13 protein-coding genes and 1 pseudogene are annotated in these 12,245 nt (G+C 74.1%); 5 read left to right on the forward strand and 9 right to left on the reverse strand.

The window, feature by feature from the left end; all coding sequences use genetic code 11:
* Positions 1–10: 10 nt before the first annotated feature.
* Positions 11–160: a hypothetical protein gene (locus ACSNOA_RS18385; RefSeq protein WP_436659912.1), complete on the reverse strand. Its 150-nt coding sequence runs from the start codon at positions 158–160 to the stop codon at positions 11–13.
* A gap of 192 nt (positions 161–352) precedes the next feature.
* Between ACSNOA_RS18385 and ACSNOA_RS18390 the strand changes: the two genes are divergently transcribed.
* Both ACSNOA_RS18390 and ACSNOA_RS18395 read left to right on the forward strand, forming a co-directional pair.
* Positions 353–913, forward strand: coding sequence for a hypothetical protein (locus tag ACSNOA_RS18390; RefSeq protein WP_436659914.1), 561 nt, complete (start codon positions 353–355; stop codon positions 911–913).
* 372 nt (positions 914–1,285) lie between these two features.
* Positions 1,286–2,221: a hypothetical protein gene (locus ACSNOA_RS18395; RefSeq protein ID WP_436659915.1), complete on the forward strand. Its 936-nt coding sequence runs from the start codon at positions 1,286–1,288 to the stop codon at positions 2,219–2,221.
* Positions 2,222–2,318: 97 nt separating this feature from the next.
* Here the strand turns inward: ACSNOA_RS18395 and ACSNOA_RS18400 are convergent, their stop codons facing one another.
* The 6 genes and pseudogenes from ACSNOA_RS18400 to ACSNOA_RS18425 all read right to left on the reverse strand — a co-directional run bounded on the left by ACSNOA_RS18400 (position 2,319) and on the right by ACSNOA_RS18425 (position 7,790).
* Positions 2,319–3,089, reverse strand: a complete 771-nt coding sequence (locus ACSNOA_RS18400; protein ID WP_436659917.1) for a VOC family protein — start codon at positions 3,087–3,089, stop codon at positions 2,319–2,321.
* A 411-nt stretch (positions 3,090–3,500) separates the two neighbouring features.
* Entirely contained in the window at positions 3,501–4,634 is a 1,134-nt protein-coding gene (locus tag ACSNOA_RS18405; RefSeq protein WP_436659920.1) for an endonuclease/exonuclease/phosphatase family protein, read from the reverse strand.
* Positions 4,635–5,055: 421 nt separating this feature from the next.
* Positions 5,056–5,214: pseudogene (locus ACSNOA_RS18410) on the reverse strand (ATP-binding cassette domain-containing protein); the annotation flags it as partial.
* 44 nt (positions 5,215–5,258) lie between these two features.
* Complete coding sequence (locus ACSNOA_RS18415; protein WP_436659922.1) at positions 5,259–6,773, reverse strand: HAMP domain-containing sensor histidine kinase; 1,515 nt, start codon at positions 6,771–6,773, stop codon at positions 5,259–5,261.
* Complete coding sequence (locus tag ACSNOA_RS18420; RefSeq protein WP_436659924.1) at positions 6,751–7,497, reverse strand: response regulator transcription factor; 747 nt, start codon at positions 7,495–7,497, stop codon at positions 6,751–6,753. Before ACSNOA_RS18420 ends, ACSNOA_RS18415 begins: the two co-directional genes overlap by 23 nt.
* A 62-nt stretch (positions 7,498–7,559) precedes the next feature.
* A complete protein-coding gene (locus tag ACSNOA_RS18425; protein ID WP_436659926.1) occupies positions 7,560–7,790 on the reverse strand; it encodes a hypothetical protein in 231 nt (76 codons plus the stop codon).
* A gap of 211 nt (positions 7,791–8,001) precedes the next feature.
* Here ACSNOA_RS18425 and ACSNOA_RS18430 point away from each other — a divergent pair, with 211 nt between their 5' ends.
* Both ACSNOA_RS18430 and ACSNOA_RS18435 read left to right on the forward strand, forming a co-directional pair.
* Positions 8,002–8,946 carry a serine/threonine-protein kinase gene (locus tag ACSNOA_RS18430; RefSeq protein WP_436659928.1) on the forward strand — a complete coding sequence of 315 codons (945 nt, stop codon included), beginning with the start codon at positions 8,002–8,004 and terminating at the stop codon, positions 8,944–8,946.
* Positions 8,947–9,025: 79 nt separating this feature from the next.
* Positions 9,026–9,451 carry an OsmC family protein gene (locus ACSNOA_RS18435; RefSeq protein ID WP_436659929.1) on the forward strand — a complete coding sequence of 142 codons (426 nt, stop codon included), beginning with the start codon at positions 9,026–9,028 and terminating at the stop codon, positions 9,449–9,451.
* Between the two features lie 35 nt (positions 9,452–9,486).
* On the opposite strand, the gene ACSNOA_RS18440 is transcribed toward ACSNOA_RS18435, so the two are convergent.
* Positions 9,487–10,368, reverse strand: a complete 882-nt coding sequence (locus ACSNOA_RS18440; RefSeq protein ID WP_436659931.1) for an endonuclease/exonuclease/phosphatase family protein — start codon at positions 10,366–10,368, stop codon at positions 9,487–9,489.
* Positions 10,369–10,704: 336 nt separating this feature from the next.
* On the opposite strand from ACSNOA_RS18440, the gene ACSNOA_RS18445 reads away from it, so the two are divergent.
* Positions 10,705–11,556, forward strand: a complete 852-nt coding sequence (locus tag ACSNOA_RS18445; protein ID WP_436659932.1) for a hypothetical protein — start codon at positions 10,705–10,707, stop codon at positions 11,554–11,556.
* 13 nt (positions 11,557–11,569) lie between these two features.
* Here the strand turns inward: ACSNOA_RS18445 and ACSNOA_RS18450 are convergent, their stop codons facing one another.
* A complete protein-coding gene (locus tag ACSNOA_RS18450) occupies positions 11,570–12,112 on the reverse strand; it encodes an ATPase (RefSeq protein ID WP_436659933.1) in 543 nt (180 codons plus the stop codon).
* Between the last annotated feature and the right edge of the window lie 133 nt (positions 12,113–12,245).

Raw genomic sequence — 12,245 nt, forward strand, 5'->3', positions numbered from 1 at the left:
CGCGGCCGGATCAGCGCTGGTCGGTGGGCTGGCGACGGAACCGGTCCACCAGCCGCCGCCAGTAGAGCTTGGCAGCCACCGCGGCGCCGGCGACACCGCCGACCACCGCCTGCACGATAAGGCTGCCGGACCCCGCGTCCAGGTAGGCCAGATGGGTCACCGACCGCTCCTTCCCCTCGCCGTTTCACGACACCGGCGTCCCGGAAGACACAGCGCTGAGGCTTTTGAACCGAAAAGCCGGACTTGTCTGTCACCGTACGCCGGTCACCGGTTTCGTGCGGGCACACGGGGCACTCGTCCCCCGTCCGTTTCGTTCAAGACACCGGGCGGGCCGGTTCCTAGCCTGGACGCCATGACCCTGCGATTCGAGGACCGGCCGTTGAGGCTCAAGCCCAGCGACTCGCGGCGCATGCCGGTGGCCGACGTCCGGGCCGGCGACATCGTGAAGGTCATCTTCCCGGTCGAGGGCCGGCGGTGGGGGCGGTCGGGCCCGGAACTGCACCTGACCGAGGATCCGAAGCCCCTCGGTGGCGGCGGGTACGAGCTGACGGGCCGCGTCAACGGCATCATCGAGACGCACCACATGCTCGGCGACACCTGGGCCGACGTCGATGGGCCGGCAGTGCGACACCTGGTCGAGCAGCAACCGGCGGTGACCGGCACCGCTGACACCGCTGGCGTAGAAGAGCTTCCCCCGCCAGGAGAGACCGACCCGGCTGCCCGATGGAAGCTGCTCGGCGAGGTAAGCATGGGCAGCGAGCCGGCGGCGCTCGCCCGCCAGCAGCGGATGTTCGCGGCGATGCGCCGTGTGCACGAACTCCCCGACGATGCCCCGTTTGAGGAGATCCGGGCCGCCCGTGACTCCGACGACCGGCGATGGAAGGAGAAGTGCCTCGCCTACTGGGATACCTAGGCCCTGCTCATGGCCGAGGAAGGCATCCTCCGCACGGCGGCCGCCGAACCCTTCCCCAAAGCCGCAAGCGCCATGGTCGAGGCAGAGGTAGCACGCCTGCCGAGAGGGCTGCCGTACCGGCCGTAGACGAGGCCTCCGCCGCGGTGTTGCCGCGCTGGCCAGGCGACAGCTGGCGATGTAGCCGGCCGCTCAGGGCGGCATCCCGCGACGCAGGGCCGGCGAGCCGCACTACTTAGCGGGCGGCGTCGGCGCGCAGGATTGGCCCAGGGGTCGCCAGCAGCTGCGGACGCGTCGGCAGCTCCCTCCTGCGAGGGAGCGCTTTCCCCCGCCGGCGTGGGCCGTCTGCGCCGGTGCGCGGGAAGCATCGGATGCATGACAACGACGGCATCGATCGCTCGCAGGACTGGTCACGGCCTGACGTACGCAGTGCTCGGCTGGGCCGTGGCATACGGGGGCGTACGTCTGCTGTGGACCGTCGGCGAGGCCCCCGAGTTCGGGCCGTTCGGGTCGGACCTGCTCGGCTTCACCGGCTGGTCGTCGGTGGCGTTATGTGTGGCCGCGGGGGTTCTGGCGGTGGCCCTGGCCCGGGCCGCGACCTGGCGGCCGGTGCTGGCGGGAGCCGCCTGGACGGTCACCGCGGCGCTGATCGCGGCGGCGGGAATCCTGCTGCCGGAGCTGGTGGGCTTCCTGCTCTTCACGGTCGGCCCGCACTTCGACCCGGTGGCGTTCGTCAGCCGGCTCGGCTGTGTCAGCGGGGCGATCCTGCTCGGGCTCGCCACCGCCCGGTACCAGCGGCGCACTCGAGGCGAGTGCCCGGACTGCTGTCGTACCGGCCGACCGGGTCTGCGAAGGTCAGCACCCGCCCGGTGGGCGCGCTGGGTCGCGTACGCCGCGGTAGCCGGCCTCGTCACCCGCTTCGCGGCCCAGTTCGTCGTGGGCTTCGACGGCTTGACGCAGGACGCCTCGCTGATCGGGTTGGAGGTCGGCCTGGTGCTGGCCGGAGTGCTCTTGCCGCTGGCGTTGGTACACCGCTGGGGCGAGATCTGGCCGGGCTGGGTGCCGCTGCTCGCCGGTCGCCGGATCCCCCGCCTGCTGTTGCTGGTGCCCGGCTTCGGGCTCGGTGCGGGCATCGTCGGCTACTTCGGCATGGGAATCGTGCAGGTGGCGTCGGGGTCGGTCAGCCAGTTCTCCGACACCTTCCTCTGGGTGGCGATGTCGGCGTACTGCGTCCTGGGGTTCGGCCTGCTCGCCGCGTCGAGCGACTACCACCTGCGTACCCGCAGCGCGTGCACGGCCTGCGGCCGCTGACCGGTCCCACTCGGGCGTCGACCGGGCACGCCTCCGCGAGCATGCCGAGACGGCCGCGCGTCGTCGACGTGCCGAGTGCGGCCGGAGCCGCGTACGGTCAGGGCGGCGGAGTAGCCCCGAGGATCGAGAAGAACGCCCCCTGTGGGTCGGTGAGCACCGCGAACCGGCCCCGCGTCAGATCGGTGGGCGGCACGGACACCACCCCGTCCAACCGTTGCGCCTCGTCGGTGACGGCGTCGGTGTCGGTGACCGCGAAGTAGACCATCCAGTGCGACGGAAGGTCACCCCAGTCCTCGCCGATCATGGGCATCATCCCGGCGACGGGGCGGCCGTCCAGCTGCCAGGTGGTGTAGGTGATCGGGCCCATCGGTTGGTCGTCCGTCGTCCAGCCGAACACCGACCCGTAGAACTCCTTCGCCCGGTCCCACTCGCGCGTGGTCAGCTCGGCCCAGGTCAGCGAGCCGGGCACGTCGAACACCTCGGCCCCCGGCATGCCGAGCGACTGCCACACCCCGAACGGCGCCCCGGCCGGGTCGGCGAAGAGCGCCGTCCGCCGGGAGCCCGGCATGTCGAAGGGCTCGGTCAGGATCCGGCCGCCGGCGGCGGTCACCCGCCGGCAGACCCCCTCGGCGTCGTCGGTCGCCAGGTAGGGGATCCAGGCCGGCGGCCGTTGCGGGCCCGCCCTCAGCCCGGCACCGGCCACCGGTTTGCCCTGCTGGTGGAACACGAGGTGACCGTCGGCCGCCGGTCGCCGGTCCGCCTCGGCGACAGCCCACCCGAACAGAGGCGCGTAGAAGCGTGCCGCGCCGGGGAGGTCGGTGGTGACCAGGTCGGCCCAGCAGGGCGTGCCCGGCGGGACGCTGCGCACGTCGACCCCTCTCGACTGGGGACGGCCACCGCGGGCACGTCCCGCCTGCATCGTGGCACCGATCGGGCGTCGTACGGGGCGAATCGTCAGCGGAACACCCTCGCGGGCGCTCAGCGCATCGTGTGGAAGAGCCGCTAGACCAGGTCGGGTGGCTGCGCCACGGGCGGTCCGACCAGCTCGGGCCAGCCGACGCCGCCGCGGTACTCCCCTACCGCGTCACGCAGCACGCGCATGTCATCGAACACCACCGAGCTCCCGGCGGTTCGAAGGCTGGCCCGCCCCGGCTGACCCGGAGTCTGACGCTCGGCCCGTTCGCGTGACTCATCCCAGGTCAGTGACCTGGGATGAGTCACGGGAAGCCAACCGGTGAGGAGGGCATCCGGTCGTGGGACGTCCCCTGGTCCTCCTCGCCTACTCGGGCAGCTGCGCGGGTTCGGCCTTCGACCCGTCCGATGGCAGCCGCAGCGTCGCGACGACGCCCGCGTGGTCGGACGGCCACAACCCGGACGGCGTCCGGTCCGTCGGCTCGTTTCCGACGAGGTGGATGTCCGTCACGCCGAAGTCCCCGCGGAACAGGACCAGATCGATGCGCAGGCTCAACGTGGAGACCGGGTTGCGCAGGTCGGGCGCCTGGCAGCAGGTGTAGCCGGGGTCGTCGGGGCGGTTCTCGCTCCAGGCGTCGACGAAGCCCGAGTCGAGCAGGAACCGGTACGTCGGGAAGGTCGGGTCCTGCGGGTCGTTCGCGGTGGTGTTGAAGTCACCGGCGAACACCACCGGGAGGTCCGTGTCCGCCGCACTCGCTACCAGTTCCCGCGCCTGTGCCTGCTGGATGGTGAACGGCGGTGTCGGTTCCAGGTGGGTCGTGACGAACCGGAACGTGTGACGGTCGACGGTGGCGTCGACGGACGCCCACCCGTTGCGGCTGGTGATCGCGCCGACCGGCGTCTGAAGCGTCTGGTTGATCGCGAACGTCTGCACCTGCATGTTCGACACCTGCACGTGAGCGACCCGGGCCAGGATGACGTTGCGTTCGCTGAGGCGTACGTCGAAGCCGAGCGTGCTGGGGACCTCGATGTCGAGTTCGGGGATGATCGCGACCGCCTCGTAGTGCAGGCCGAGCCGGCCGAGCGCGGCGAGGAGGGCCCTGAGCTGGTCCGATTGGACGTCCGTGGCGGGTGGCTGCCCGGTGCGTACGATGTCGGCCTCCTGCAGGGCCACGAGATCAGGCTCGTCCCGGGCGATCTCGCGCGCCACCGCGGCGGCGCGCTCCTGCGGCTCGGAGGCCAGGATCCGCTGGTACGTGAGGGTCACCGCCGCCAGGAACTGTTCCGGGGTCTGGGCCTCGAGGAGCGGCTGGAAGTCGCTGCCCACGTACATGTTCTGGGTCATGACCCGGGCCGTCGCCTCGCCGTGGCCGTCGGGTTCGTCGGCCAGCGCCCGGGTGCCGGGCAGCAATGCCACGACGGCGACGAGCGCACTCGTCAGGACGCCGATCAGGGCTCGCCGGTGTGTCGGGGCGCACCTCGTCAACTGGTTGGATCTCATGTGACCTCTCCCGTGATCTCGAATGCCTGCCGCGCCGGGGGCTGTCGGCGGTCCCCTTCGAGGGCTTGAGAGGTCGGTTACCGACGACGACGCACGCACTCGCGCGATATGCGCAGTGAGATGAGGATAGTTCGGGAAAGTCCCGTATGGCCGGGGCTATGAAGACTGGGACGGATGAGCCAGACGCAGCGTCGCGGTGCGCCTGGCCAATGGCGAGCCGGGAGGGCCGGTTGGGTTGCGTCAGAGGCCCGTTGGGTTGCACCGAAGGGGCCGCCGCTCCCCCGGCGCGCCTGACGGCGGGTGCGGTCCGGAGCTGGATCCTTCGCGAGGCCACGTCTCGCGGATCCGTCTCCGGGTCGGGCGGCCATGGTGAGTGGGACCGGCGGGTAGCGCACCGGGCCCACTCACCTCGCTCGGTGGCTCAGGCGTCGACGTAGGCCGCGAGGTGTTCCCCGGTGAGGGTCGAGCGGGCGGCGACGAAATCGGCGGGTGTGCCCTCGAAGACGACCCGACCACCGTCGTGGCCCGCGCCGGGGCCGAGGTCGATGATCCAGTCGGCGTGCGCCATGACGGCCTGGTTGCTGCGACACGGAGCCGTCGCGGGCGGGCCGGCCGGCCACCCGGCTACGCCCGCGCCGGGGAATTCGGCAGGCGGACGGTGAACACGGTCGCGCCGGGGCGGCTCGCCACCGTGACGGTGCCCCCGTGCGCCTCCACGACGGCCGCCACGATGGCCAGGCCCAGGCCCGTGCTGCCGTGGGCCCGCGACCGCGAGCCGTCACCCCGGGCGAACCGCTCGAAGACCTCGGCCTGCAGGTCGGGCGGCACGCCGGGCCCGTCGTCGGCGACGCAGAGCAGGGCCCCGCCCGGTTCGGCGCGCAGCGCGGTGGTGACCGTCGTGCCGGCCGGCGTGTGCACCCGGGCGTTGGCCAGCAGGTTCGCCACCACCTGGTGCAGCCGGGCGGCGTCGCCCGGGACGCCCACCGGCTCGTCGGGCAGGTCGAGCTGCCAGCGGTGGTCCGGCCCGGCCGCGTGCGCGTCGCTCACCGCATCGACCACGAGGGCCGTGAGGTCCACCGGTTCGGCGGCGAGGGGCCGGCCCGAGTCGAGCCGGGCGAGCAGCAGGAGGTCGTCGACGAGGCTGGTCATGCGGGCGCTCTCCGACTCCACCCGGCGCAGCGCGTGGGCCACGTCCGGCGGGACGCGGTCACGGCCACGGCGTGCCACCTCGGCGTACCCCCGGATGGCGGCCAGTGGGGTGCGCAGCTCGTGGCTGGCGTCGGCCACGAACTGGCGGACCCGGGTCTCGCTGGCCTGGCGGGCCGCGAGGGCCGCCGCGACGTGGCCGAGCATCCGGTTGAGCGCGCCGCCCACCCGACCCACCTCGGTGCGCGGATCGGTGTCGGCTTCCGGCACCCGTACGGACAGGGCGACCTCGCCGCGGTCCAACGGCAGCTCGGTGACCCGGGTCGCGGTGGCCGCGACGCGGTTCAGCGGGCGCAGGGCGGCCCGGACGACGACCAGGCCGAGGCCGCCGGCGATGAGCAGCCCGGCCGTGACCACACCCGCCTGGGCGACGACCATCCACATCGTCGTCTCCGCGACGCCCGCGAGCGGGATGGCGACGACCGTCACGTCCCCGTCGGACGCCGCCCGGGCCACCGCCCGGTACGCGCCCCGGTCGTGGAGGTCGACGGTGTGCGGGCGGCCGTCGGTGGCCAGCCCCGCGAGCGGGCGTACGTCGGTGGCGGGCAGCGCGTCCGCGTCCCCGCTCCCCGTTCGGATGCCGGCCGTCGTGGTGCCGTCGACCACGTGCACGGCGATCGATCCCGGGGGAAACCCGCGCGGCGGTTCGGGAGTGCGCGGTCGCACGGTGGACGGCTCCCCGGGCCACGGCGGCTGGCCGCCCTCGCGGAACCACGGCGGCACCGCGCCGGGGCGGCGGTCGTTCATGGTGAGCTGGTTGTCGACCTGCACCACGAGGAAGTGGCGCAGCGCCAGAGTGGTCAGCGCGCCGATGCCGATGCTCACGAGGGCGAGCAGCGCCACCACGGACACCACGAGCCGGCGGCGCAGCGACCAGCCGGCGAGCCGGTCACGCAGCCGTCGGGCGACCTCACTCGGCCGGCTTGAGGACATACCCCGCGCCGCGCAGCGTGTGGATCATGGGTTCGCGGCCGGCGTCGATCTTCTTCCGCAGGTACGAGATGTACAGCTCCACGACGTTCGCCTGCCCGCCGAAGTCGTAGTTCCACACCCGGTCGAGGATCTGCGCCTTGCTGAGGACCCGGCGCGGGTTGCGCATGAGGAACCGCAGGAGCTCGAACTCCGTGGCGGTCAGCGTGACGGGCTGCCCGCCGCGGCGCACCTCGTGGCTGTCCTCGTCGAGGGTGAGATCCCCGACGGTGAGCACCGCCTCCTCGCGGGCGGCCACCGCGAGGCCGGAGCGGCGCAGCAACGCGCGCAGGCGGGCGATCACCTCCTCGAGGCTGAACGGCTTGGTGACGTAGTCGTCGCCGCCCACCGTGAGTCCCGCGATCCGCTCCTCCACGGCGTCCCGGGCCGTGAGGAAGAGCACCGGCACGGTGGGCGCGTGCGCGCGCAGCCGGCGCAGAACCTGGAAGCCGTCGAGGTCCGGCAGCATCACGTCGAGCACCACGGCGTCCGGCTGGAACTGCCGCGCCGCGCTCAGCGCCGCCGTGCCGTCGCCCGCGCTGCGGACCTCCCAGCCCTCGTAGCGCAGCGCCATCGCGAGCAGGTCGGTCAGCGTCGGCTCGTCGTCGACCACCAGCACCCGGACCGGCTCGCCGTCCGGCCGGCGCAGCTCGATGCGGCTCGGGGCCGCCCGCCCGTCCATGACCATGCCCCCATCGTGGGCGGCCTCCCTGTGCCGCACCCCTGCGGAACCTGTGTGCCGGCTGTGCGCTACTCGGTGACGCCCAGCGGGTCGGTGCGCACGTAGCGCATGCTCCACGTCCCCGTCCCGTCGGGCCCGTCGCGCTCGTACAGGTGGTCGGGGCCGGACCCGGTGGGCCCCTCGCCCCGTGGGTGCCGCATGATCCAGCGCGCGGGCGGGCCGCCGTCCGGCCCGGCGGGCAACGCCCGGACCAGGTCGTGCGCGGGCCCGCCGACGAACCGTACGCTCACCTCGCTCATGGCCGCCCCCGTGTCCGTGCCGGCACCCGGCGTGACGCCGACCCTCCGGATCGGAAGCTACCGCACCCCTGGGACGGTCGCAGTCGGCTCGCGCCGTCCGGGACGGCTGTTCGGGACACGGAACGATCATGGGGGTTTGCCCTGTTGGGAGGCCGGGTACCGCGAACCACGGCCGCCCGGGCACGGGCACGACGAGGGCGAGGAGCCGCCGATGCGCACGCTGGACGGGCGTTACCAGCTCGAACAGCGCATCGGCATCGGCGGGATGTCGGAGGTGTGGCGGGCACACGACGTGGTGCTGGACCGGCCGGTGGCCGTGAAGCTGATCTCCCCGGCGCAGGACGGCCAGGACACCTCCGTGGAGCGGATCCGCACGGAGGCGCGCGCCGCCGCCCGCCTCGTGCACCCGAACGTGGCCAGCGTGCACGACTTCGGCACGTGCGCGACCCTGCCCGGCCAGCAGACGCCGTACATCGTCATGGAGCTGGCCGAGGGCGAGACCCTCGCCGCGCACCTGCGGGCGGGCCCGCTGGACTGGCGGATCGCGGTACGGGTCTGCGCGGAGGTGAGCGCCGCCCTGGCCGCGGCCCACGCGCACGGCATCGTGCACCGCGACGTCAAGCCGGCCAACGTCATCCTCACCCCCGCCGGGGTGAAGGTGCTCGACTTCGGCATCGCCACGCCGTCCGGCGCCCCCGACCCGGCGCCGGACGGTCTGCTGGTGGGCACGCCCGCGTACCTCGCGCCCGAGCAGTTGGACCGCGAGCCGGCCACACCGGCGGCGGACATGTACGCGCTCGGCGTGCTGCTGTACTACTGCCTGACCGGTCGGCTGCCGTACGAGGCCGGCACGGCTACCCAACTGCTCGGCGCCCGCCTCCGGCAGCCGCCGCGACCGCTGCCCGTGATCGACGGGCTGCCGCCCGAGGTGGCCGACGTGTGCCGCCGGTGCCTGGCCGACGAGCCGGCCGAGCGGCCGAGCAGCCTGGTGGCCGCGCTGGTGCTCGCCGAGGCGGTCGACGCCCGGGTGTACGTGCCGATGCGGCTGCCCACGGCGCCGCCCCGGCCGCGCCGGGCGAACCTGCCGGAGTGGAGCGAGCGGGCCGCCGCGGAGCCCACGGAGGCGGCGGTGCTCGACCGGTCCGCGGAGCGCTGAGCCCGCCCGGCCCCGCTCACGGCCGGTTTCACGCCGCGGCGGCCGGGTAGCCGGGCGGGTGAGCGACGGGAGGAACGTGATGCCGGATCCGAGTTCCTGGTTGCACGAGGCCAGCGCCACCGCCGAGGGCGGCCACGTACGCACCGACGACGGTGGCCTCTCCACCGCCCTGGCGTCCCCGCTGGCGGCGCACTGCACCGGTCTGCGGCCCGAGCAGCTGCTCGCCGCCGCGTTCGCGTCGTGCCTGCACCACGCGGCCGTGGAGGCGGCGGGCCGCGTCACCGACGAGGCGCACACGGTCCAGGTGCGGGCCGAGGCGCGGCTCGGCCGCGACGACGACGGCCGGTACCGGGCGGACGTGCACGCGTCCATCGCCTCGGCCGGGTTGACCCGCCAGCAGCTGGCCGACCTGGTCGAGCACGCCGACCGGCTCTGGCCGTTCTCCAGTGGCGACAACACCCGGCACCGCCTCACCGTGACGCCCGCGGAGAACGGCCGGCACTGAGCCGACCGGCTTCGCCGGCGCCCGTCCCGCGGCGGCTACCAGCGGAAGCCGGCCGTCACGGCCCGGTGGTCGCTGGCGGGAGTGCGCAGCACCCCGGCCGAGGTGGCCGTGAGGCCCCGGTAGAGCACGTGGTCCGGGCGGGTCACCGGGACCGCGGCCGGCCAGGTGAACCCGAAGCCGCGACCGGCGTCGGCCTGCGCGTCGCCGAGCAGCCGCGTGAGCGGAGTGAAGACCCGGTCGGTGCTGGCCGTGTTCAGGTCGCCGAGCACGACGAGCCGCGGGGCGGGATCCGCCCGGACCGTGGCCGCCAGCGCGGCGACCGTCTGGTCCCGGGTGACGGTGTCGCCGGCGCGCGCCGAGCCGAGGTGCGCCACGTACACGGCCACGTCGCCGGACGGGGTGGCCACCACGGCGCGCAGCGCGCGGGTCCACCCGAGACCGGTGTCTACCCCGGCGCGCTCGCGGATCGGGTAGCGGCTGTAGAGCGCGACCGTGGAGACCGCCGCCCGGTGCGGGTAGCCGCCACGCAGCGCCGCGCCCACCCGGTCGTCCTCCGCGACCTCCTGGAGCCCGATCAGGTCGGCGCCGGTCGCCGCGAGGCCGCGGACCGTGGCCGCGGGGTCGGGGTTGCCGGCGCGCAGGTTCTGGCTCGCCACCCGGAGGCCCGCCGTGCCCTGCGCCGGGGCCGGCCGCACCCAGGCGCCGGCGTAGAGCGTCGCCCACACGCTGGCGGGCAGCAGCACGGCCACCAGAGCGAGGCGCGACCGCCGGAGCAGGGCGCCGAGCGCCAGCAGGGGGACGACCGTGCCGAGCAGCGGCGTGGCGCTGTCGAGCAGGCTGCCGAGCCCCCGGACGTTGGGCACCGCGCGGTGCCCGGCGAGCACTGCGGCGAGCAGCACCGCCGCGGCGGCGAGCACCCGGCCGCGTCGTCGGGGTGGCCGGTCCGACGAAACGAAAGGGCGGCCCGGCGCGTCGCCGGGTCGGCCGTACGGCGGCCTCTCGCGTCGGTCGTACGGCGGATCACCACCTGGGCCGTACGGTGGAGGTGCGACCGGGTCGCGCGCCGCCCTACCAAGATCACCCATCTGCCCTGCTCATCCCAGCGTTACGGTCATAGCGGTAATACCCGGTTTACGCGCTTCTTCCATTCGCTGCCTGCCCGGGCGCAATGACCCCCCGGATCGTGGCAAAATGTGGCGCATGCCACCAACCAGGCGGGCGGCAGAAGACGATCGAGTCTCTAGCCTCGGCGGGTGCACCTCGACCACCCCTCCGAGCAGCATCCGGCCACCTCCCAACCGGCGACCCGAACCGGCGAGCAGCCCTCCACCGAACGGAGGATCGGCCGGCACCGCAAGCCCGAGCCGCCCCGGCGCGGCGCCCGCGCCCTGCTGGCCTCGACCCCGGTCCGGGTGGCGCTCGCCACGGGCGTCACCTGCTGCCTCGGCGTCGCGGCGTACGCCGGCACGCGGGACGACACCCCCGACCGGACCGAGCCGCTGGCCGAGGCGGTCGCCGACCGGGCCGCGCTGGCCGACGAACGTGCGTCCCGGTCGCTGGAGCGCACCGTGGCCACCCCCGCGCCGACGATCCCCAGCCCCACCGCGTCGCCCAGCCCCACGGCCACGGTGAAGAAGACGGCGCCGAAGAAGCCGCCGAAGCCCCGCAAGCCGCGCCCCGTCGCCGGGCTCACCCAGGCACAGATGGACAACGCGAAGATCATCGTCGACGTCGGCCGCGAGCTGGACGTGCCCCGGCGGGGGCTCGTCGTCGCGGTGGCCACCGCGATGCAGGAGAGCAACCTCTACAACTACGCCAGTGGCGTGTTGCCGGAGTCGCAGGAGTATCCGCACCAGGCCATCGGCTGGGACCACGACTCCGTCGGGCTCTTCCAGCAGCGGCCCAGCAGCGGCTGGGGCACCGTACGGGACCTCATGCGCCCCGCGTACGCGGCCCGGGCGTTCTACCTCGCGCTGCTCAAGGTGCCCGGCTGGCAGGACATGAGCCTCACCGTGGCCGCCCAGTCCGTGCAGCTCTCCGCGTTCCCCGACGCGTACGCCTCGCACGAGGACCAGGCCACCACCGTCGTCGACGCCCTGACCTGAGCGCGGCTCCCGGTCAGCGCAGCGGCGCCCCGTCGCGTCCGCCCGGCGGGTCACCGGCTGTCGCACCGGCCACCCGGGTCGCGGGCACGCCGGTGGCGGTCGTCCCCGCGGCGGCGGTCGGCGTGTCGGCCGGTACCGGCTCGACACCCAGCCCGTCGAGGATCTCGGCCGCCCGGGCCTCGCGACGCCGTCGGGCGTGCAGCGCCGACTCGAACTCCCGACGGGCCTGCACGGCCTCGGCGTACGCCCGCTCGCGGACCTGCCGGGCCTCCTCCCGGGCCGCGTCCAGCTCGAACCGCGCCCGGGCCAGGATCGCGGCGGCCTCCCGCTCGACCTCGCCCGCGCTGCGACCCACCACCGCGGCGTCGTCCGGGTCGAACCGGCGCAACAGCGCGCAGAGGCCGGTGGCCTCCTCCCGGATCCGGTCCCACTCCCGATCCGTCCCCGCGGCGCTCTCCGCCCAGGCCGCGAGCCGGATCAACCGGATCCCCAACTCATCGAGGCAGGAGTCCACCTGCCGTTGGTCGTAACCGATGTCAACGACGGAGAACCTCATACTGTCGCCCCCAGGCAGCCGGAAAGTCTTCCCCGCCTAAAATCCTGGAGCGTGGGGCACGACGGCGCCGACGTTCGGGAAAATTGCTCGGCATCCGCGCGTCGCGGAGGGGCGGCCTGACGTGTGCCGGGCG

Origin of the sequence: Micromonospora sp. URMC 103 (assembly GCF_051386435.1) — a bacterium.
Taxonomy (GTDB): domain Bacteria; phylum Actinomycetota; class Actinomycetes; order Mycobacteriales; family Micromonosporaceae; genus Micromonospora.

Excerpts from the sequence above, each read along its gene's own strand:
- ACSNOA_RS18395 (WP_436659915.1), top strand. The coding sequence starts at position 1,286 with ATGACAACGACGGCATCGATCGCTCGCAGGACTGGTCACGGCCTGACG.
- ACSNOA_RS18450 (WP_436659933.1), bottom strand. The coding sequence starts at position 12,112 with ATGAGGTTCTCCGTCGTTGACATCGGTTACGACCAACGGCAGGTGGAC.
- ACSNOA_RS18405 (WP_436659920.1), bottom strand. The coding sequence starts at position 4,634 with ATGAGATCCAACCAGTTGACGAGGTGCGCCCCGACACACCGGCGAGCC.
- ACSNOA_RS18415 (WP_436659922.1), bottom strand. The coding sequence starts at position 6,773 with ATGTCCTCAAGCCGGCCGAGTGAGGTCGCCCGACGGCTGCGTGACCGG.
- ACSNOA_RS18430 (WP_436659928.1), top strand. The coding sequence starts at position 8,002 with ATGCGCACGCTGGACGGGCGTTACCAGCTCGAACAGCGCATCGGCATC.
- ACSNOA_RS18390 (WP_436659914.1), top strand. The coding sequence starts at position 353 with ATGACCCTGCGATTCGAGGACCGGCCGTTGAGGCTCAAGCCCAGCGAC.
- ACSNOA_RS18425 (WP_436659926.1), bottom strand. The coding sequence starts at position 7,790 with ATGAGCGAGGTGAGCGTACGGTTCGTCGGCGGGCCCGCGCACGACCTG.
- ACSNOA_RS18435 (WP_436659929.1), top strand. The coding sequence starts at position 9,026 with ATGCCGGATCCGAGTTCCTGGTTGCACGAGGCCAGCGCCACCGCCGAG.
- ACSNOA_RS18420 (WP_436659924.1), bottom strand. The coding sequence starts at position 7,497 with ATGGTCATGGACGGGCGGGCGGCCCCGAGCCGCATCGAGCTGCGCCGG.